The following is a 21,733-nucleotide window of genomic DNA, read 5'->3' as shown; positions in this document are numbered from 1 at the left end:
CCCTATGTTGTCGCCGGAACGATCAGCACACCGCGATCATCCGACGTGAGAACAAAACCATCGGGAACCCCGAAGGTGGACGCTGCCAGCCGCGCTGCGACGGGTTCCGGCCCGTCGGCGGTGAACGTCGGGGTGAAGTGGACGATGCGCTTCCAGCTGCGCGTGATCCCCTCACAGAAGAACAGCACCAGATCGTCGGGTCGGGCCTGCGTCAGCGCGGCCTCGAGCGCGTCTCCCTCCTCTTCGATGATGGTGATCGCGTCGGGCGCAACGCCCTCTTCCAGCAGGGCGGCCCGCATCAGATTCGGCATTTCGTCGGGCGCGCGGCCGCGCAGATCGTCGTCACGGTGACAGATGTAGGAGTCGAAGTGGCCGGCGACCTTCGCGGCGATCGCCCTCACGTCCTCATCGCGCCGGTCACCCGGGCAGGTCACGCCGACAATCTTGCGGCCGCGCGGTGTGAGCCTGTCGACCAGGTCGACCATGGCGCCCACTGCCGCCTCGTTATGACCATAGTCAAGGATTACCCGGAAACCGTGTTCGTCGAACACGTTCATCCGGCCGGGGCTCTGGAAGAAGCTGTTCTCGAAGGTGCGTAGTCCGGTGCGGATCTGATCCAGTGTCTTGCCCAGCGCATAGGCCATGCCGGCGGCGAACATCGCGTTCTCGACGTTGTGCAGCGCCTTGCCCTCCAGCGTCGCCCGGACCAGGTGGGTCCAGATCAGCGGCATCTGGGTGCCGTTGTCGTAGATGACGATCTGGTCGCCGTTCACGCCCTTCTCGAGCACGACCGCCTGCTTACCGAGCCCGATGTGTTCACGCACCAGTTCATGCTCGGGATTGCGGGTGACGTACATGATGTGAGTGGCCGGCGAGAAGGCCGCCATTTTCAGCGTCTGCTCGTCGTCGGCGTTCAGCACCACCGTGCCGCGGGTGACTTCCGGGATGACGCGTTTGACTCGGGCCAGACCCTCGAGCGTGTCGACGCCGCCGAGCCCGAGATGATCCGACGTCACGTTCAGCACCGCGCCCACATCGCAGAAGTCGAATCCCAGGCCAGACCGGACGATGCCGCCGCGCGCCGTCTCCAGAACCGCGATGTCGACCGAAGGATCGCGCAGCACCATTTTGGCCGACACCGGCCCGGTCATATCGCCCTTGACGGTGACGTTTCCGTCGATCACGACCGCGTCGGTGGACGTCTGCCCGACGACATGGCCGGCCATCTTCAGGATGTGCGCCAGCATGCGCGAGCAGGTGGTCTTGCCGTTGGTCCCGGTCAGGGCCGCGATAGGAACACGCGCCTGGGTGCCCGGTGGGAAGAGCATGTCCATGATCGCCCCGCCGACATCGCGCGGCGTGCCCTCGGACGGCGCGATATGCATGCGCAACCCGGGCCCAGCGTTGATCTCGCAAATGCCGCCGCCGGCCTCGCGATAGCTCTTGGTGATATCGGTGGTCAGGAAATCGACGGCGCCGACGTCGAGCCCGATCGCCTGGATCGCCCGCTCGGCCATCAGCTTGTTGTCGGGGTGGATCGTGTCGGTGACATCCACCGCGGTGCCGCCGGTCGAAATGTTCGCGGTCTTGCGGAGATACACCTCCTCGCCCTCGACAGGGACGGTCGCCTCGGTGTAGCCCTTCTCTTCGAGCAGGCGCTTGGCTTGGTCATCGAGTTCGAGTCGTGTCAGCACGTTTTCGTGCCCGACACCGCGTCGCGGATCCTGGTTGACGATGTCCACCAGCTCGGCGATGGTGTGGCGACCGTCGCCCTTCACATGGCCCGGCACTCGGCGTGCGGCCGCGGCGAGCTGGCCGTTGACCACCAGAAGCCGGTGATCATCGCCGGACAGCATGGTCTCCACCAACACCGCAGATCCTTCGGCGTCGGCGGTCTCGAACGCGGCCGCGATCTCGCTCTCGGCGGTGATGTTGGTGGTGACGCCGCGGCCGTGATTGCCGTCGAGCGGCTTGATGACCACGGGGTAGCCGATGCGGTCGGCGGCCCTGATCGCTTCGTCCGCGGTGTAGACCACCTTCTGTCGCGGTACGGGCAGACCGAGATCGGCAAGGATCGTGTTGCAGAGGTTCTTGTCCGAGGCGATCTCGACAGCGATATGCGACGTTCTCGACGTCAGCGCCGCTTCGATCCGCTGCTGATACTTGCCCTCCCCGACCTGGATCAGGCTGGCGTCGTTGAGTCGGTAGACGGGGATGTCGCGGGCATGCGCCGCCCGCACCAACTCCATGGCGGAGGGTCCCAGCGAGTGCCGGTCGGCATAGACCAAAAAATCCTCGACAATCCGGTCCAGGTCGGGAGTTTCGTCATCGGAGCGGGCGATCGCGGCGAGCATGTCGCAGGCAACCTCGCCGGCCTCGATGCCGATGTCCTCGTTGCCATAGCTGTAGAGCACCTCGACCACATCGGGCTCGGCCGTCGACTCCGACCACGCGAGGGTCCCGTCGACACCGGCGGCATGCTGGAGCGCCAGCGCCAGCCGGGCGACCAGATCACCGATCGACAGCGCCTCGCCGGCGTCCACGGCGGCACGCCAGTCGGACTGCTCCAGCGCGAAACCCGGCAAGACCGTTGCCAATCTGTCGATCACGCCAGCCCCCACATCCTTGAGGGTGTCGGCATAGCTCGGCTTGATGTCCACCTTGAGCCGGATCAGCGGCTCCAGCGCATGGACGTTCGGGCCGACGTAAACCGAAACAGAGTCGATATTCACTGGGGCCATCCTCACCAATCGTCGGCCGTCCACACGCGAGAAACGCAGTCAGGCTTCAGCCACGCAACGCAATGGAGCGTATTCCAACATGCACGACGCTCATCTGCAGAACACAAGCATCACGATCAACGGGCTCAGAGTTCAGACAGGATCTGCTGACGTTTGGCGGCGTACTCCGATTCGGTGATCGTTCCGGTGGCGCGCAGGGTTTCGAGTTCCTGTAACCGCATGGCCGTCGTCGGCTCGGGCTGCGGGGCCATGAACGGTGCCGGCATCGGCGGCGGCACCGTGGCACCGGGGGCGGCGGTTGGGGCGGCCGGCTGCGGACCGGCTGCGTGCCGCACGATGTCCATCACCTGCTGTCGAACCACCGGGTTGGAGCGGATGTCGATGGTGCCGTCCATCGGAATTCCGTTGGCGCGCAAGATCTGCAGGATTTGCATCAGCGGGCCGACCTGCCCGCGAAGGTCGTAGGTCCGGTTGTCGGTCGAGGAGGTGAACTGCGCCGGCACCACACCCGCGATCAGGGCACTCGCATTCCAGTCGATCTCGTACTTCTGGGTGGTCGGATCCACCAGAGCGACCAGGTGATGCGCGTTGAGGATCTGCATCCGGGTCGGGCTGGACGCCATGGTTTCCTGCGCGTCGAACCCGGGGTAGCCGGGGACCTCGAAGTGCAGGTTGACCTTGATCATCTGCTGGTCGTTGACGAACCAGGACGTATCGGAGATGCCGTTGATCTGGGCCAGGGTCAGCACACCGGTCTGGGTGAGGTGCTGATGGTTGGCCGCGGACTTGGTGCCGGCATTGGTCAGCCAGAGCGCCACCAGGACGTCGGCGGCGGTGATGAGCAAACCGACCCAGAACATCCAGTTGATATAGGGCTGGGCCATCGGACCCAGCGCGAAGTAGACGATCAGGAAGATCGGGCCCACCAGCCCGCCGCACAGCAGAACCATGAACTGTGCCTTGAGATACCGCGCCAACATGTCGCCTCCAATGTCGCAGACAGATTAACGCCATCTCATCCGCCAGGACGGGTTTGCTGCCATCGGCCGTTACGGGGCCAGGAGCTGCCCGACGGTCGGTAGCTGCGGGAGGTCGCCGAAGAATTCCATGCCGTCGGCGGGCGGGGGCGCGGTGGGCGTCGCGGGATGCGCGAATGCCGTTGTGGGCGTGGGCGCGACGACTGGCACGCGGCGGGGAACGGCGTCCGCACTGGATTCGCTGACCATCACCACTGCGGTCACGATCGCGCTGAGCACCGCGATCAGACCGGCACCACCGATCATCACCGGCATCGAATACGTCCGCTGCCCGACGTCGTCGTCGTCCACGTCCTGGGTCCCCCGACTCGAGAGTGGCCAGAGCCTAGCACCCGGGAATCGGCCCGACATGCGAAAACGGCGCCCACCCGAAGGTGAGCGCCGCTTCCGTGTTGGTCAGGAGCGGCGGCTACGTTCGAGAAGAAGGTGGTGCTGGGCTGACGATTGAGGAGACGCCACACCGATCTTGCGGGTACCGGCACGCAGTTCTCGTAGGCGGGCAATGGTCGTCTTGTAGTCCAAGCCGCTGTCGATGAGCCGACATCCGACAACGGTGCCGGTACGGCCGATGCCTTTCCTGCAGTGGACGTAGACGATCCGTCCCGCCTCGAGCTCATTCTGGATATCGTCCAAAATGCGGTCACAGCGCGACGAACTCAATGTGCTCATGTCAGGGATCGGCCGTGACAGATAGTTCACGGCGCGGCCCGCCATCACCTCTATGGCTTGCAGTTGAGCCACATAGGGACTGAGGCCATCATCCGCAGACGTCAGATCAACAATTGTGTCAACGCCAGCCCGCAACAGAAGCTCCAATTTGGCTGTCGCCGTACCGACGGTCCGCGAACCTGGGTACTCACCGGCAAGCAGTCGGCCGGGCTCCACCCACCATGCATGCAACGTCTGATCGTGCGGCCAAGCGCCGTCGCCATTCATCTCCGCATTGCCTTCGGCGCCGACCGCATTGATGTCGCCAACGATGTAGCGACGGCGGCCAGGTTCGCCATGAGCCGCTCCTTCGTCGCTTATGTTGCGATTTACAGGCTGGTAGCCAGCTCCCGACGCGTAGTTCAGGGTAGCCACCCGAGGAGCTAGTGCAGTAGGTTTGCCGTCTGACGCGCAAGGTCAGCGACATCAGGGTACGACTGCCACAAAGCGTGGCGACCGTCGAGGGCGACGTCGCGGACAGTGATTCCCGATTTCCGGCAAGCCTCGACCAGCTTCGTGACGTCCGCTGGCTGACTCAACTGACTCTGGTGGCCGTGCACCACTTGGAGACAGAAATCGTGAAGGCGCCCCGCCTTCAGAAGGTCCCGCTGGAGCCTGCCCCGGCTCAGCCCATATCCAAGCAACGCTAGGTCGGTTCGAGCAGCCGACACTGCAGACTGACGGTTGTTGAAGCCGCTCCGGCCGCGCAGCGCGTATTCCTCAACGTAGGTGTCCTCCGACTTTGCCAAGGACAGCAACCGCAGTGGATTGCGGCTCCGCATCGCCACCGGCTCAACTGCAACCATGTGGCCAACCCGAACGAGACCAGGGTCGGCCGCCGCGGCAGCGGCAATGCTCGTGCCCAACGAGTACCCAACAAGGGTCAGATTCTGATGGTGCAGCGTCGGATCGAATTCGCTGGCAGCACGAACAATCCGTCGCGCGACCGTCGTGAAATCACCCCTGAGCAGACCCAATCGATCGCCGCGGTCCAGGCGAGAACCCCCATGACCAGGCGTATCAACAACCGTTAAACGAGCCCTCCATTCTTCGGCCATCAACGCTAACCGGTGCAACTCGAAAGGGTCGATACAAGCGGCAAGCCCTAGAAACACCAGCGCGTTTCGCGAAGCACAGGACGGACCGAGCGTCGCAACCTTCAGATCACCGATCTGACGGATCTCGATCATGGCTTCTCGCCACGAGAACGCCACTTGACCAATGCCATCCGGACGTCCTCGGCAACGAAGAACTCTCTGGTTTCCGAATGGGCCGCGAGGAAATCAATGAAGGGATTGAAGTCTTCCCAAGCACTCAATGCCCGGGGTAATCGATCCAGATCGAAGTGTTGCCAGCGTTGCCTTTCCCTTGTGTCCGGGAAGTCCTGATACACCTCTTCCAGATGGATCTGCCAGGTCGCCATTGCAGGCGATAACGTATTCGAGTACACGTTGAGGCTGTTTTTGCCGGTAACCCTTCGGATGCTGTCCTCCAGTGCCGGTCCCAATCCCCGATGCAACCCTCCTAGGCTCACCAACGCTCGGATCCAGTCGAAGGCTTCCACCGAGGTGAGCGCGGAGTTGAGCAACGCCGCAAATGCTGCACTGGCCTCAAAAACGCGCTCCCAACTCGGGTTAACCTGCTGGTACCGGCGGGGATTCAACAACTCTTCACACATGCGGTCGGAAAGCGCGGTGCCGGGTCCGGTCAATCGACTCAAACTCAGCGGCTTGGCATCCAGCCAGAGCGCCGCGGCGGCCATGTATAACGGAGCGTGAGCCGCATTATCACTGGTCAGAGCCCACAAAGGCAGGTCTGGATCGACCGAGTGAATCCAGTCGAGGACGCCTAGGCCCGTACTTACGATGTATGGCTTGCCGTCGGGTCCAAGAACCTCCGTCCGGGTGTGGTCGAGATCCCACCGAATTCCGCCCAAGGCAAAATCTGCAATAACCCCGTCGAACTCAGCCCTCTCGTCGGGATCCATGAGTGTCTCGATTGCCGGCCTGGCGGATGCCATGATGCGAAACTCGAGGTCACTCGAGCGGTAATGGCGGGCGAACTCACGATAGGCCCGGGCTTTGCGCTGATCGTCCTCGACGATCATGTACACCCTCATGTCATCTCCTTTTCAACCCCACGCCCCTGGTACCCACGCACGGGCGGTAAGTCATACCAGGACGCCACTATCCGTTTCCTGCCGCAGTCGTGCGGCTCCTGACGGAGGTCGCCATTGAACGTATCGATGAGCCACTCTCGAAGCGCGGCCAATGTCGTGCCCTCTGCGCACCATCGATCAGAGGGAATCGGAGGCAGACTGTCGGCGAGTGCAACGTGGTACCCCAAGCTTTGGCCCGATCCGGTAGTGAATCCGAGAACCGAGATCGATCTGGGGAGGTCGAGATTGTCTGTCTTATTCAACGCCTGTCCGGCATTGTGAACCAATGCAGTGATCATCCGGACAGCAATGGCATGGTTCTCCTTTCTCATGTCGGGTGGCCAACTGAAGTCACAATCGATATCCCTTGGACCCAGCCCATAGGGGGAGGCGATCTTTTCGGCTAGATCGGCTAAATCGAGCATTGGTGCGGCATAGATGCCTATATCCGTACTGAAGTGAGTGAGGAAGGCTTCCAGCGCAGCGAGTTCTACCTTGTCGCGATACGGCACCCCGGGGAACTTGCGAACCCGCTCGGCAGCGATTTTGGCGCCGTTCAGATCGTCATGTACCACGTTGCCCAGTTCGCGACGAGCGGCAACCACAGCCTCACGGCCCACGAACGCGGCGGCCGCCACGACCCGATCGTGATCTCGAATCTTGCTCCCTAACAGAAGAGTCAGCGCCGAAGTCGCGTAGGCAAGCGGAATCATCACAGGAGCCCAGCGACCGAAGTGAACTCCGATCGCAGCGATCGCTGCGACTGCGCACATGGACAACAGCGGTGCGAATGCTCGCACCCGGTGCATGGCAGGCGGCATCTTGCTCGTTTCGGTATAGTTCGCCGGGTCAAGGAACGTGCTGGCCAATCCGGAATTCACGTAGAGAACAGCAGCAGCGAATGCGACCACCTTTACCCAGCTGACATCACCACCTGGTGGGGCGATCGACACGGCGGCCACGTTCAGGGGACAGGCCAGAACACCGAGCACTCCGGTTACGTTGAGCAGCTTGGTGCGGTGGTGTCTGTCCGCTACGTCACGCATCCACCGCACAGTCTTCCACTTCGGTTCATCCGCCGTCTCGTGGACGAAACGATGAAGGTAGATCTCCAGCACAATCTGGAGAAGCGCCGGAGACAGCATCACCCAACACCACCATCGAGCCTGCAACAGCGCCACACCTGCCGAAATCATCAGCAGCAAGACGGCCCGAGTGGCGTACGGGCGGACTCGGTCATAATGCCGCACTCGCGCGACGGCGACCTTTTCGTGCCACTCGCTGAACGGTGCCCGGGTCACCGAGTCGACAACAAGCTGCAACCAGGGCGATTCTGTCCGGGAATCGTCATCGGGCATCTGCCACCAGTGGGCGACATCAACATCGCGCCAGGTATGCCTGTCGACAAACTGCGCCCTAAACCAACGCATCAGAACCAACTCGCTCAGTCCGATCACCCCGTCCCAGCACAATCACATCGGATGCAGCAACTATCGGCTGCGAGCCCGGTATGCCATTGCCTACACGCAATGACTGACCGTACGACACCGGTATCTCTTACTCCATGCAGCACGCTCACCCCGAACCCCTCAAGCGGACGATCAACTGCAAGCGTCCGCCGGTTGCATGCACTTGCTCATCACGAGCCAAACAAGATCCTTTACGCCGACCAGCTCTAAGCCCCAGGGAAATCGAAGTGCTGAAGCATTGGCTCAAACATGAGAGCAAGTCGGCAACTGGCCAGACGCTCTACATCACGGCTAGCACCGTCCGGACTCACTTACAGCGGATCCGTCGGAAGTACGCTGAAGTCGGCCGCCCGGCACCCACCAAGGCCGCCTTGGTGATCCGAGCAATCCAAGACGGTCTAGTGGAAGTAGACGAGCTCTAGCAACGGTCCATCTTGGCGGAAGTTCACTGACGATACGATTCGCGCCCAAGCAGTCTGAGGTAGTGGCCGACCCATCTCTCGCGTACAGCTTCAACTGGCTCCAGCCACTGGGTGTCGACGGGCGGAAAGGAGTAGCCAAGGTAGTCGAGCAACATCTCTACTGGAATCCACGATCGTCCGCGAAACTCTCTCTCGCGGGCGCTCTCCCACCAATTGGTGAACTCATCGTCGATACCATCTCGAAGCGCTCTGAAGGCCAGAATCTCGCCAATACTGGCCTTGTTCAGCGCAGAATCAAAGATCGGCCAATCGCGGGGACTGAAATACCTTCCGGCGGCCAAGTCATGGAGTGCGCACGCGACAAGGGTTGTCCGTTGTGCCGCCGAATGGCCCATCAGTGCAGCCCGACCGAGGAACTCTCCGGCGGCGTCCCTGTCGAGACGCCCACTCCGAGCGAGGTTCCTATGCAATGCTCCGGCGAGTTCCAGCCCATACCGAGGGTTCACCTTGGGTATTCGCGACCGAAGGTTGTCGAAGTACTCGTCGTCGAGGTAGCCGTGTACCATTCGATCCGTCAACCGGTTGGTTCTCATCTGGTCGGCGTCCATACTTGACATGACGGCTTCGGCATCGCGGAATCGCCGAGCGATCGAGTAGGTCACGCCGACCTGGCGCGAATACAGTCGACGCCGATAAGGAATCTCCCGATCGGAGGCATGGTCTCGCAGCGCGGCAAGCTGGTCCGCGGCTTCTGTGTAGCGCTCACAGTCGCGCAGCCGGTAAGCCCGCCACACCAACGCGTCGTTCTCGACAAGGACGGATTTGGTCGCGATACCCGCCAACTCATCGACGGCAGCCGACGCTGCGCCCGGCATCGAAACAACTTCGATGAGCTGAACCAACGCCTTTACGTCCTCGAATCTGACGCTATCGCTTGATGGAATCAACGGCAGCAAGCGGGCATTTGAAGGGGCGTTTCGGCGGGCCGCTATCAGCCCGTCGATGGTCGGGTCGACCGCATCGGGGACGCTCACACCAAACTCGGCTGCGAGTGTGATGGCCAAACCTACCGCCGAGAGGTTCACCTGGTCATCTGAGTCGCTCCGCGCCTGCCGGGCAACACCCAACGCGTGAGCGAGCGCCAATTCGGCCCGCTGCTTCCAATCCTCCGCGGTCCATCCCCCGTCGATGAACGGTCCAGCAGCACGGACTGCTCTGCGAATCTCGTCGTGGACACGGTATGGGTAGTCATTGCCATGATTATCGAGTACTACCGCTCGGCGTATCAGCCGTTGGATGGCGCCACGGGTGACATCCTCACCAGTGACGCTGTGCACAAACTCGACATCAAAGTATGGAAGCAAGCTGGCCGCCTGCAGCGCAGACCTTTCGTCTGCCGGCAGATCCTCGAGTAGACGCTGAACGACATCTTCGAAAGAACCTGAAAGATCTTCGCGAGTAAGCACAGACGCGCTGCCCGCGGATTTGACTCGGGCCAACTCAAAAACGGCGTCGATGTGTACCGGCCAGCAGCCGGTCAGCTCGACAAGGTTCTCGACCAGACCGGCTGCGAACGGCAAAGAAGAGGCTTCTGCCTGTCGTTGAATCCACTGTCTGGCATCGTCTCTCGAGAGGGTCTCCAGCAGATGAGGTCGCGGATTCGTCTCGCGGTCCGGCACCAGACATGGCCAGGTAGAAGCACCCGTGAAAGCAAGGCTTGTCCTCTCTGGCCGATACCAGTCAAGTTCATTGCGCCCTGTCATTACGAAGAGCGCATGTGGCAGTGCGGCGATCAATTGATTGAGGAGTCGCTCCCCCGCCCTTGTATTGCCGATAGTCTGAACACGTTCGACGTGGTCGACAAAGATGACGAGCAATGGGCGCCGGGCCGGCTCAGTCTCCTTGATCGCAAGGTCGATCAAGAAAAGAAGGTCACCCGCAAGGTCCGGTTGCACGCTTCCAGGCTCAGCCGCCAAGCACGCTTCCAACGTCTCGGCAAGATCTGGATAGGAGGTGAGTGTCTTCTTGGCCCGAACACGGCGCGCGATCCCGACCGCCAGATCGCGAATTCCTTGTGCACCTACCCCGGCGCCGAATCCTACACTCGCCTCGATCGCCAACTCGGCCATCATCTTTGGCAAGTCATTAGCATAGCCAGAACCCGACACGTCAGTGGGCAAATCTTGGCCCGGCCGGACCTGTGCAGCATAAGCAGCGAAAGCGATGTCAAACGCACGCCACATCTTCCGAGGTAGTTCTTTACCAGCCTCGCGGTGCAAACTGGCGCGGACAGAGAGCAGCAAGGTGAGCGGATCGAGGTTACCGCCGGAGTCATTGAGATCCCACCGCGCAGTCACGATCGGCCGATCTAAGGGCGGGACGTTCCCCCAGTGAGCTGGTGCTGGGCCTTCACTATCCTCGGAGTCCGCGCGAATCCAGTTCTCGAGTCCAAGCGACAGTTGAGTCTTTCCTAGACCACCGAAACCGTAGTACAGCAACACATTGTCGAAAACATCGTCGCGTATCGAGTCATGCATCAGGTCGAGGTCTCGTGCCTGTAGACTCTGAGCGAAGGCTTCGCTCTCACTCTGGCGGTCGGTGAAGAATTGTGACAGCGCCAGCGGCTTTTTTCGCTTCCTGCGTCCACTGCCATAACCCGCGCTCTGAGTCACTACTCACGCCCTCCTCTCCCGGCTGCACACAGAAATCCTCGCGAATGCATCAGTTCGGCGACAGTCCTGACGACAGATCGTCTCACTACCACGCGTACGGATTGGGGAGATTGACCACCGTAGGGTAGTCATGCCGGTTGCTTCGATGAGCCAGGCAAGCGTCGCGCCATACCCCCTTCTGCTAGTTCCCGAGTAGCCGACCGGCTACCATCTGTAGCTCAGCCTTCAACTCAGCAAGGACGTCGGCCACAGTTGTTCGGTAATCGGGCGCATTGATCTCCAGCCACTTAGTAGCGACGTACTGACACACGATCTCGGCGTGCTCCTTGCCCGCCGATTCCCTCGCGAGTCGCTCGTAGACGGGATCGTTGATGAAGTCGGCAGCATGCAACTCAAGCCAGCAAACGATGCGTTCGTAGTCGCGGTCAACGATCGCGCTGAACTCATCAAGCTGACTCGTCGTCAACCCTTCGCTGAGCTTCGCGCCCACCCGAAGGGAGAGTTCCTCCCACAGATGATGGAGCAGACTAGCCTTGTCAGGCTCGGACAAGCCCGAAAGACCAGCATCGACAAGTAGACTGTCATCAAATTGATCCATCTGGCTCCTTCGGAATCCACACTGACTTGCGGTCGCCGAACACCCGCCAACGATCGTTTAGGATCCGACCACTTGTGGCGGGACCCTGCGCCCGCGTTCGCTCGCTTCTCGGATCCAAAACATAATCGCGTGGAGAGTCTCTCCGATTGCTTCGGGGCAATCGGAAAGTCAATCAACCCAGGATTCCGAAACAACCCCGGCCAGAGGACAATCCACGGAAGACACTGGCTACCCAACTGGACCTGCCGATGTCATCAACCGCCTCAATGTGGTTCAGGCTGGACTTCACAAATGGACAACACAGCATCCACTCGATGGAACATCCGCCCGGCGGGAGGCGCTACTCGACAGCTTGTGACATCACATCGGTCGGCACGGCAACCGCGTAGCTGCACTCACTTAGGCGCGCTCACCTTGGTACCGATCGTGCCAGGATGCGACAATCCGCTTGCCGTCGGCGCCGTGACTCTCCTGAACAAGATCCCCGTTGTAGTCGTCGTGCAACCAATCCCGCAGTGCGGCCAGCGTGTCACCCCGCAGACACCACTCATCCACAGGTATCAGCGGTAGCTGTTCCGAGACTGCGACGTGATAGCGCAACCGATGACCCGATCCAGAGGTGAAACATTCCAGCACAATCGCTTTCGGGATATCCGAATGCCGCTCCTCAGCCAGCTGTTGCACTGCATTGAGGACGAGTGCGGTCGCCATCCGAACCGCGATTTGATGGTCCTCGCTGCGCATCGCAGCCGTGTCCCAACGGATGTCACAGCGGATACTCGACGGTCCCAGCCCGTAGGGTGACGCGATCTGTTCGACGAGGTTGCGAAGATCGATACGAAGTCCGGCGGTGAGCTCGACCCGAGTGCTGAAGTGAGTTAAGAAGGCTGACAACGCCTGTAGTTCGGTTCGATCGCGCACGTCGACTCCCGGCAACACGCTCGCCCGTTCGGCAGCAACCTTCGCATCGTTAAGGTCGTCGTGCACAACGCGTCCGAGCTCCCGTCTTCCTGCGAGCACAGCTTCGCGACCGACGTGAGCAGCTGCCGCCACGACACGGTCGTGGTCACGAACGGTAGCTCCCGCAAGGAGCGTCAATCCTGCGGTCAACATCGCTACAGGCGCAATGTCGCTTTCCCACCGATTCACACAGATACTCACCGCCACGACAGCAAGAACACCAACCAAAGCAATAAGCGACGCAAGGGGCCGCAGCCAGTGCATCGCGGGTGGCATTGTGCTTGTCTCGGAGTAATACGGTGGATCTAGAAATCCCTGCGACAAACATGAATTCAGGTACAGAACCCCGGCCGCGAGGCCGGCGATCTTCACCCACCCCGCCGTCTCGGCCGAAGCAACAAAGCACACTGCGACGAGATTCAACGGACAGGCCAGGACGGCGGCAAGGCCGCCGGCATTCAGTGCCATGGTGTGACGATTCTCGCGAGCAGCTTCCACGATCCACCGCGACAGGACAGAGCGTGGATCCCCGGCATCCGGCAGAGCGTAGTTGTGCAGGGACACGTCAAGAATGAACTGAACTACGGCGGGAACCAGCAAAAACCACCCCCACCAAGGGATGTCGGCCATCACCAACGCGAGTGCGATCGCAATAAGGCAGATAGCTCTCGATAGCGGCGGCCGCACACCGTCGTAATGCACGACTCGGTAGTTGGCAATGCGGCGGTGCCACTCACTGAAGGGAGCAGGTGCAAGCATGTCTGCCAACGGCTGCAGCCAACGCGACCTCGTCCGGTTCTCGTCATCGGGCAGCGTCCACCAATGAACGAGGTCCTGATTGCGCCTGGTCTGGGCTGACCTGATGTAGGTCCGAAGCCATCGCCTCATCGATCACTCACACGCTGGCGAGACCTCCAGTTCACCATCAGAAGCCGTGACCACGACACTACGGCTGTCCGACCGCGCAAGCAGACTGAGGAAGACCCGCTCGATGTTGCGGTGCAGGTGACGGGCACCATAAGCGGGGTCGTAACCGCTGGACGCCAAGTGTTCGACGACATCGCGGTTGTAGCGGACGATCCAGCCAAGCTCGGCGAGCCTCTCCTGAACACGCGCTAGTTCGACAGCCGCGATATCGGTAATCGCAGCCATGCTCAACGCATCGAACACGATCAACTCGTCGACCCGATTCAACAGTTCTGGCGCCATCGCCTCCCTGACAGTCCGAGTGATTCGCTCACGCGCGCGATCACGATCACCGGACTGGCTGCCGAAACCTAGCGCTGGAGCACCGGCCGCACTGGCGCCGAGATTCGACGTCATGACGATCACGGTCGACGAGAAGTCCGCCGTCGTGCCGCGTGAGTCTGTCAGGCGACCTGCGTCGAACACCTGGAGAAAGGTGTTCCATACAGTCGGGTGCGCCTTCTCTATCTCATCAAGGAGGACAACACATTCGGGCATCTGCGCAACACGGGTGGTGAGCCACGTCTCGGGCTCGGTGGATCCAACGAAGCCCGGCATCGGCCCAACAAGGCGGCTTACCGCCCAGTCGTGTGCATACTCGCTCATGTCCAAACGGATCAGCCGATCCTCGCTGCCGAACAGGGCTGCAGCGATCCCCCGCGCCAGCTCCGTCTTGCCAACGCCGGTTGGTCCGACAAAGAGAAACACCCCGTCGGGGCGCTCAGGCCGCAGATCTAGGCGAGCGAGAGTGAGCGCAAGACGCGCCGCTACCGCTTGAATCGCAGTCGGTTGGCCAAGTACGCGAGCGCCCAAACGTGAGCACAAATCCTTTGTGTCACTGCTTGTTACATCGTCGGTCGCAAATCCAGCAAGGTGTTCGACGTCAGCTCTGGTGTCCCCAAGGACGCGACACCGGCTCGCCGCCGCGTCCACTCGGTCAATCGCGAGCCCAGGGTGGGCAGTTCGCTCGTTGGGTCGAGCCGGCTGGAGTGCAAGTCGTCTCAATCCAACAGAGATGCTGACACCATGGTGGTCCTCGATCGTCTTCACTGCACGGTCAAGGACGACTTCCAAGGCCTGTGGTGTGAGGGCATCTACGCGGACCTGCACAAGCTTGTCGACAAGGCTCTCCGCATGCATCTCGAAACGACGATAGTAGCGACTGTTGCAGACCAGCACCGATCTAGCATGGGGGTGCGACAGAACGCTGCTCAACGCACGCAACACTCCAAACTCTGGATGTGCACTGTCCAATGCAGCAATGCGGTCGATGTCGTCGATGACGAGAACTGCTGGAGATTCGCAGTCTTCGAAGATGCGCACAAGCGATCCAGTATCTGCGACCAGTGTGTCTGGGTCGACTCGGTAGACGGGCACCGGGTTAACATTCGACGTCATCGCAGTGGCGAGACCACCAAGCAGAGCTGTTCGGCCACTGCCTGGTAGGCCGGTGATCACTGGAATGCGGCGGCGAGTGCGGCCCAGGATGCTTGCCAGTTGCGCGATGGACGCGTCCCGCTCGATCAGATCGATGCGAGATGGCACCAATTCGACAAAGCGCCTTGTTCGCTGGGGCCATTCGTTTCCAGGATCGGCTGACGGGGTGGGATCGACGGAAGCCTTTGGCCGCGTCAATTCAACACCTTGTTGCTCAGCCGTCGCAGCCATCGCCACCGACTGAATCTGATCAAGCAGTCGGCGATGCAACTCGGCAAGTACAGCCTTCTCGTCAGGGCTGCCGGCCAGTAACTCTCGGACATCAGATTCGTTGCCGACGAACTGGCTGCGATTCAAGAGCAACAGGACGCTTCCCGACCCATCATCGCCGAACACCTCTGCGAACTGCTTCTTCCATTTATCGCTGAGCACATAAGCGAGATGTGCGAAAGTCGGACCGGGGCCGCCGAAGCGCTTAACACACGATCGGGTGGCTTCGATCAGGTAGTCGACTTCACTCGCCGCCAGCATCGACTAATCCTCGTGGAAGCGGGAACCGCCGAACTGCGTTTTTAATTCGTCGTCGATCTCATCGGCGACCCCGAGAATCCCTCCAACTGCACGGCCCAATTCGTCTTCGTCAAGGTAGTCACCAAGCAAATTGTGGGTGAGCCCGATCGCGAGCCCACCGTCAACCCGCAGGGCGTGGAGGTGTCCGAAGATGTAGTCATCGGCATGGAGCGCAATGTATTCGAAGACCTCAGGCGTCTCTTTTACCTGGAGAAGGATCGGCGCCCACAGCGACACGTGGGTCCAGTCGACACCCTCCCTTGCGACCACCCTCACGAAGATTCGCGCCGACCCCTGACGAAGCGAGAAGTCACCGTGTTCGTCGATATTGACGTTGCTGAAGTTGCGCGTGAGGTACTGCTGCACCTTGTTGCGCGTCGCAGCCGCCAATTCTGCACTCATCGTTCATCTCCTAATGTCGTTCGAGGGCATTCGCGTAGACAACCAATGCGGTAGGCGATCGCAACTTTAGCGTCGGCACATGATGTTCACATCGAAATCAATCTCGACTCGCGAGACTCTTGCGGACTTGATCAGCGGACTGGGCCCGGATATAGCTGGAAGCGTTTAGGCCGCACGACTCCCGACACGACTCCGAACGCCAAGTCACAGACACTGAGCAAGCACAGATAAATCAAGAGCCGCGACGCAGTCTGGCAAGAGTCAGCCTGCTGACCATTGCGGCGGTAACAAAGTAGCCGAGAACCATCGCGACTGGGACGCTCGAGCCGGGACCATTGCAATCGAGCGGCAGCGGGGTATAGGTCGAGACGACCGTAAGCAGTGCGAGCGCCAGCGCGCAGGTCAGCATGACCAGTTCAGGCATAACCCCGGTTAGCAGGCCGATGCCGGCCACCCCCCAGAAGATGATGGCGACCCCTGTGTCCCCCACTCCCAGACCGACGGGTCCCGCAGCGATGACGATCACGTCCAACGCGCCGAAGAGGGCTAGGCCAGAAGCAGCGTGCCAACGGGAGAACACCCGGCTGAGGGCAACCGACACCAACCTGAGGCTGAGAATTCCAAGCACCAAGCCCAACGCCCAGACGACGACTAGCGCCACGACGACTCCAGTACGCAGGGCAGGATCGACGCTTGAACACAGACCGTCCTCTTGGAACAAGCCTCCTAGCACTATTCCGGAGGCGATGAGCCCCACAACGCTGTACGCGGTCTGAATGAAGAACCGACCTGCCCCCGAAACCAGGCCGGCGACAGCCGCCAGCACAGCTATGACTAGACCAAGGAAAACCGCGGACAATAGGTCGAATCCACGGCCGGCGATCGCCGCGACCGCGAACACAAGAAGCAGCCCCTCGACAGCACCACGCCAAAGGTCGCCCCTCCTAGTGAATTTGGTTCCGAACCTAGTCGGATCGCGGTCGTCGGCAGAGAAGACACGACGACCGAAGAAAAGGGAGTAGATCCCCAAGATCAGGAAGAGCGCCACCAAGATTCCGACGGCTGAACCCACAGCTTCACCCCTCAGCTGGAAACTCGGACCGGACGATCATAGGAAATCCAGATCAGTGATGTCTGCGGAGAGGGCGCACGTGGCTCCCGGCGGGACGAGCAATTGTCTTCCAGCACCATGGGCGAATACTGGTCGTTAATCGGCATTGCCTCAAGACAATAGAACCCTTGGACATCCAATTAGCCTCATAAGCGCGGAATCGGTAGCCATCCGAGTACGCTGCACCGGCCACTTTCACCTTCGACCGGTTTCTGCCCTGATGACACGTCAAACAGGTGACGTGTATCTACAGGCAGGAGCAAATATGTTGGAAGACAACCGGATAGCCTTCGCCCTCGGGCAACTCGAGGGCAGGTTGCACTCGGCGACGGGCGGCAAGCGCTGCGGGTGCGGGCCTTGCGCCCACTGGGTCGCCTTGGCCGCTCGAGCCGCCGGGGTTTCGCGGCGCAGGTTAGTGAGCCACCTTCCGCCACCGGCTAAGGCCGACCTCAAGCCTTCACGCCGGCCCTCGCCGATGAGGGTTCGCATCTCCGACTCCAGCACGGTACGAACCCGAGGCGGGAGTCGCGAGGAGGTCGGCTTAGCCGTCCTGCTCAGCCGCCTCCACCAGGCGAACTGAGCGTTCCTGCTGCGGCGGGTGGCGCCAGAGTTTCCGCCACCCGCCGACCGCGGGACCCAGACCATGACGTCGAAGTAATCCGTTCGACCGACACCCCCCGGCATCGAACAAATGTACGATTAAAGGCGTCTTTGCATCACATCAATCCCGCCGGAAGGGAGGACATCGGGGATGCGAACTCCGGTGGCTGGCGATCGACCTCCGCGCAGCCTGCGAGCGACTCGATGTCAGTGCTCCCGACACCCAGTTGGATTTGGACAAGCCTTCAACCGCGGTATTCCGTCGCTAAACACTGGAGGCCACTGATTACACGTATTGGACCGGGTCCCGGTGGCCAACCCCTCGTACTACGGATGGAGTGCCTCAACGGCACGACAGGCCCGAGAGGTGCGAAACATGAGGTGACCGTCGATCCCGACTGGACCGTCACAACACCGCACGATGAGGAAGCGGAGCGTATCGCTGAGGCGTTCGGCAGCTACGAATCGTGCGTGACGCACATCGAACGCACCGTCAAGGCGTTCCAGGCTTCGCTCAGCATCCTCGTCCGTTCAGAGCGTGTCCCGCTGAGCATCGGGCGGGGCTCTAGCTGGCTGTTGGCCAAAGGCTATTCCATCGCTGGATGTTGCCGTGGCAAGCAGTTCAGGAGTGCCGCCATCGCAGCCCGGCATACGCGGTCACCCGGTCACCTGGCCAGAAAGCACCGGGTGCCCGTCAACGACATCGAGATGTTCCTCGACGCGGCCGCGGCCACCTGGGGGCGTTGGGAAAGCACTCCGAAGGTCTGTCAACGCACCGAACGGCTCGTCCGGGAGCCCGGCGGCGTCGACGAGCTCTGGCAGGCCGGGATACACATCGACGAGATCCCGAACCTGGCAGCCGTAGCGTCAGTTGTCGACGATCCACTACCGATCCGCTTCTACTTGGGCTTGGTCTACGGCAACACGAATCGTCAATGGGTGACCGATACCCTGGCTCACCAACCCGACCCCGACGCCGCAGCGTGGCTGGCGTGGCTTGATGAGCCGCAGAAGCTGGCAAGTCCGCAACAGTGCGGTGCGTGGCTACAGTTCGGAATAAGCAGAGCCGACGTCCTGAAAGCGATCAGCGGCGGGATCGCTGCGGAGTACGTGCACGAGGTCGCGGCTTTGACTGGCTGGCCGATCAACTCAGTGGCGCTCCAATTAGTGAGGTGGGGCAACGCGGGTTGCAAGCTCACCGGTGAGCATTTTCGCGCGCTCGCACGGCACCGCATTGACGCACCTACGCCATCGGTCAGGGCGATCGACGAGTTGTGCGAGCAGGTGAACCACGAATCACGGACGCTGGACGACCGCCCAGGCCGGACCGAACTGGCGCTGATGTTGGAGATCCTGGGAAACCGTCCAGAGGTCCTCAGGGCACTCAAACACGGGGTGCGCACTATCGACGACCTCGACACCTACACCACAAGCTACGAGCAGACGGCGTGATCACAGAAAGGGACGGGGCATGACCATCCGCACCAGGAGCGAGTACGAGAATGCCTTGCAAGCGTTGGGAATCTGCGTGTCGGCACGTATCCCCGTGCTGTTGTGGGGTAACCCAGGGGAGGGTAAAACCGCTGTAGTCGAATCCGCTGCCCAGATGGGCTGGCACGTCGAAACGGTGATCATCACCCACAGCGAGCCCTCCGATTTCGCCGGCCTGCCGATCATTAGTGCCGGCTCGGTGAGTCTGGCACCGCCCGCCTGGGCGAAGCGACTGGCCGAGTACGCTGGCCCCTCCATCGCCTTCTTCGACGAGTTCAGCACCGCGCCACCGTCGCTGCAGGCGGCCGCGTTGAGACCTCTCACCCACTATGAAGTGGGCTCCGTCCAACTGCCGAAGACCGTATCGTTCGTCGCCGCCGCCAACCCTTCCGATGTGGCTGCCGCGGGGTGGGAACTCGCAGCGCCGACGGCTAGTCGCTTCGTGCACCTAGATTGGGCTATGCCATTCGAGGTTTACTCGGAGGGGCTCGTCACCGGAAAGTGGCCCGCCATGCCGGTTTACCAAGATCCCCCCACATACCCGAGCAAGCTTCAGGAAGAGCTCGTGCTGATCTCGGGGTTCTTGCGGGCGCGCGAGTCTCAGCTCAGCGTGACACCAAAGAACGCCGAAGACCGTGGGCGCGCGTTCCCAACTCCACGCACTTGGGACTACGCCGCCAGGCTCTCCGCGTTCGCGCGAGCTGTGGGAGCCAATGCCGACGTGCGCCGCCTTCTGGTGTCCGGTTGTGTCGGCGCGCCGGCCGCCCACGAATACCTCACGTGGGCAAACATCCAGGACCTGCCCGACCCCGAGGCCCTGTTCGCAGACCCCTCGTCAGTCGACTTCAAAGGCATGCGCGCCGACCGCGTGTTCGTCACACTGCAGGCGGTCCTCGGTGCGTATTCGCGGCAGCCTTCAGCTCTTCGCTGGGAGACAGCGATCGACATCTGCGCGCGGGCCGCCGCCAATGTGAGCCTTGACCCAGCCGTCCCGGTCGTACGCGCTCTGATGCGGCCCGATACTCGGCCCAACGGCACAGCTGTTCCCTCGTCAATCAAGGTCTTCGCACCAGCGCTGGCGCTGGCCGGTCTACTCCCGAAGGCTCGTTGAGATGGACCACCACAAGCTCGCTGCTGCGAAGCTGTGGCTGATCAGCTCGCCGCCGCCAACCGCGGCCGGGCGACCCGACGCGCCTCGCGACCTTGTGTACCTCTCCCAGGCGATCTACGCATTGATCCCGATTGTCGACGATGAGGTCGAACGGCTGACCTGCGACGAGTGGTGGCGCATTTACATCAACGAGGAATGGTTTGACTCCGCCAGCGTTGCCGAGATCGGCGCGGAACTCACGCACGTGACATGGCATCTGCTATCGGAACACGCGGAACGCGCAAGAATCCAACACGTCGACCGCACCACTGCCTCCGCATGGGAAAGGGCAGCCGACATCGCCATCTCCCACACTCTTCTCCTCGACAAGTTGAAGCCCCCGCAGTTGCCGACTGCTAGGAGCTTGAAACTGCCAGATGCGTGCTCTGCGGAAGAATACTTCGCACTCATCTCACGATTGCCTCCCCCATGCGCCGATGGCGATGGCACATGGGGGCCGAGGGACGGTTGCGGGAGCGGCGCTGACGGGCTGCGCCGTCCCAATGAATTCGGTCCAGACGCCGACATCGGCACAGTCTCCAAACACGACGCCACCGAAATCCGCCGACGGGTTGCAATCGAATACGAAGGGCATACCGCTAGTCGAGGCGCCACGCCCGGCGACGCCCTGCGTTGGGTCAAAAGGACATTGGAGCCTGAAATCCCCTGGGAACCATTGCTATCCGCAGCAGTCCGTCGAGCCTTCGGCTGGGCGGCCGGGCGCGGGGAGTACACCTATACCAAACCCTCACGCCGCTCCAACGCGCTTCCCGGCGTCGTGCTGCCGGGTCAGCACAGGCCGGTACCTCGGGTCTCGATCATCGTCGACACGTCCGGCAGCGTCGACGACACCCTGCTGGCTCGCGCACTTGGTGAGGTCGATGGCGCCTTGATGGCGCTCGGAGTACCGGGAGCTCAGATGACCATCTACTCCGTCGACGCCGCCATACACACCGCCCAGAGGATACGGAATGCCAAGGACGCCAAGCTCGTCGGTGCCGGCGGTACTGACATGCGCCTTGGATTCGGCGGTGTTCAAGACGAACGCCCTCGCCCGGATGTCGTGATCTGCTTCACTGACGGCGACACGCCCTGGCCAAGTGGCCCGCCACCGGGAGCCGCCGTCATCGCCGCCATCCTTGGGCGCCGTGGCTTCGACTTGCCTCCCACGCCGAAGTGGGTCACCCGTGTGGAGTGCGTAGTCGACGACAAGTGGGCACGCATGTGAGCCCGCCGAAAAC

The 21,733-nt window shown here is 61.6% G+C and carries 17 protein-coding genes; 4 read left to right on the top strand and 13 right to left on the bottom strand.

Annotation, left to right across the window (positions count from 1 at the left end; all coding sequences use genetic code 11):
• Positions 1-2 precede the first annotated feature (2 nt).
• From cphA to BN3385_RS07470, 7 genes are all read right to left on the bottom strand, one after another.
• The gene (gene cphA / locus BN3385_RS07510) at positions 3-2,732 is read right to left on the bottom strand and encodes a cyanophycin synthetase (protein ID WP_059015930.1); all 2,730 of its coding nucleotides are present in this window, start codon (positions 2,730-2,732) and stop codon (positions 3-5) included.
• Positions 2,733-2,866: 134 nt separating this feature from the next.
• The gene (locus BN3385_RS07505) at positions 2,867-3,721 is read right to left on the bottom strand and encodes an SHOCT domain-containing protein (RefSeq protein WP_059015929.1); all 855 of its coding nucleotides are present in this window, start codon (positions 3,719-3,721) and stop codon (positions 2,867-2,869) included.
• A 69-nt stretch (positions 3,722-3,790) separates the two neighbouring features.
• On the bottom strand, positions 3,791-4,069 hold the full coding sequence (locus tag BN3385_RS07500) for a hypothetical protein (protein WP_059015928.1): 279 nt from the start codon (positions 4,067-4,069) through the stop codon (positions 3,791-3,793).
• Between the two features lie 105 nt (positions 4,070-4,174).
• On the bottom strand, positions 4,175-4,861 hold the full coding sequence (locus BN3385_RS28065) for a protein-tyrosine phosphatase family protein (protein WP_231748656.1): 687 nt from the start codon (positions 4,859-4,861) through the stop codon (positions 4,175-4,177).
• 8 nt (positions 4,862-4,869) lie between these two features.
• The gene (locus tag BN3385_RS27530; RefSeq protein WP_082690325.1) at positions 4,870-5,676 is read right to left on the bottom strand and encodes an alpha/beta fold hydrolase; all 807 of its coding nucleotides are present in this window, start codon (positions 5,674-5,676) and stop codon (positions 4,870-4,872) included.
• Positions 5,673-6,605 carry a DNA-binding transcriptional response regulator gene (locus BN3385_RS07475; RefSeq protein WP_059015923.1) on the bottom strand — a complete coding sequence of 311 codons (933 nt, stop codon included), beginning with the start codon at positions 6,603-6,605 and terminating at the stop codon, positions 5,673-5,675. Before BN3385_RS07475 ends, BN3385_RS27530 begins: the two co-directional genes overlap by 4 nt.
• Complete coding sequence (locus BN3385_RS07470; protein WP_059015922.1) at positions 6,602-8,101, bottom strand: hypothetical protein; 1,500 nt, start codon at positions 8,099-8,101, stop codon at positions 6,602-6,604. The genes BN3385_RS07475 and BN3385_RS07470 overlap by 4 nt, the downstream gene beginning before the upstream one ends.
• 107 nt (positions 8,102-8,208) lie before the next feature.
• On the opposite strand from BN3385_RS07470, the gene BN3385_RS07465 reads away from it, so the two are divergent.
• Complete coding sequence (locus BN3385_RS07465) at positions 8,209-8,535, top strand: response regulator transcription factor (protein ID WP_156432630.1); 327 nt, start codon at positions 8,209-8,211, stop codon at positions 8,533-8,535.
• 23 nt (positions 8,536-8,558) lie between these two features.
• Here BN3385_RS07465 and BN3385_RS07460 read toward each other — a convergent pair whose 3' ends face one another.
• The 6 genes from BN3385_RS07460 to BN3385_RS07430 form a co-directional block, all read right to left on the bottom strand.
• Entirely contained in the window at positions 8,559-11,207 is a 2,649-nt protein-coding gene (locus tag BN3385_RS07460) for a hypothetical protein (protein ID WP_156432629.1), read from the bottom strand.
• Positions 11,208-11,388: 181 nt separating this feature from the next.
• Entirely contained in the window at positions 11,389-11,805 is a 417-nt protein-coding gene (locus tag BN3385_RS07455; RefSeq protein ID WP_059015920.1) for a DUF5663 domain-containing protein, read from the bottom strand.
• A 399-nt stretch (positions 11,806-12,204) separates the two neighbouring features.
• Positions 12,205-13,533: a hypothetical protein gene (locus tag BN3385_RS07450; RefSeq protein ID WP_156432628.1), complete on the bottom strand. Its 1,329-nt coding sequence runs from the start codon at positions 13,531-13,533 to the stop codon at positions 12,205-12,207.
• 123 nt (positions 13,534-13,656) lie between these two features.
• Entirely contained in the window at positions 13,657-15,699 is a 2,043-nt protein-coding gene (locus BN3385_RS27525) for an AAA family ATPase (protein WP_082690324.1), read from the bottom strand.
• Positions 15,700-15,702: 3 nt separating this feature from the next.
• Positions 15,703-16,140, bottom strand: a complete 438-nt coding sequence (locus BN3385_RS07435) for a T3SS (YopN, CesT) and YbjN peptide-binding chaperone 1 (RefSeq protein ID WP_059015916.1) — start codon at positions 16,138-16,140, stop codon at positions 15,703-15,705.
• Between the two features lie 232 nt (positions 16,141-16,372).
• The gene (locus tag BN3385_RS07430) at positions 16,373-17,212 is read right to left on the bottom strand and encodes a hypothetical protein (RefSeq protein ID WP_059015915.1); all 840 of its coding nucleotides are present in this window, start codon (positions 17,210-17,212) and stop codon (positions 16,373-16,375) included.
• Between the two features lie 1,020 nt (positions 17,213-18,232).
• Between BN3385_RS07430 and BN3385_RS07425 the strand changes: the two genes are divergently transcribed.
• Genes BN3385_RS07425 through BN3385_RS07415 form a run of 3 tightly spaced genes read left to right on the top strand, consistent with a single transcriptional unit; the run spans position 18,233 to position 21,720 of the window.
• Positions 18,233-19,303 (top strand): hypothetical protein, encoded by a 1,071-nt coding sequence (locus tag BN3385_RS07425; protein WP_156432627.1) that lies wholly within the window; start codon positions 18,233-18,235, stop codon positions 19,301-19,303.
• Positions 19,304-19,322: 19 nt separating this feature from the next.
• A complete protein-coding gene (locus BN3385_RS07420; RefSeq protein WP_059015913.1) occupies positions 19,323-20,453 on the top strand; it encodes an AAA family ATPase in 1,131 nt (376 codons plus the stop codon).
• A 1-nt stretch (position 20,454) separates the two neighbouring features.
• The gene (locus tag BN3385_RS07415; protein ID WP_059015912.1) at positions 20,455-21,720 is read left to right on the top strand and encodes a vWA domain-containing protein; all 1,266 of its coding nucleotides are present in this window, start codon (positions 20,455-20,457) and stop codon (positions 21,718-21,720) included.
• Positions 21,721-21,733: the final 13 nt, after the last annotated feature.

The sequence above is a fragment of the Mycobacterium sp. M26 genome, assembly GCF_001494595.1.
Classification (GTDB): Bacteria; Actinomycetota; Actinomycetes; order Mycobacteriales; family Mycobacteriaceae; genus Mycobacterium.
The sequence above is the reverse complement of the archived record's forward strand: the minus strand, read 5'-3'. Positions and strand labels throughout refer to the sequence as shown.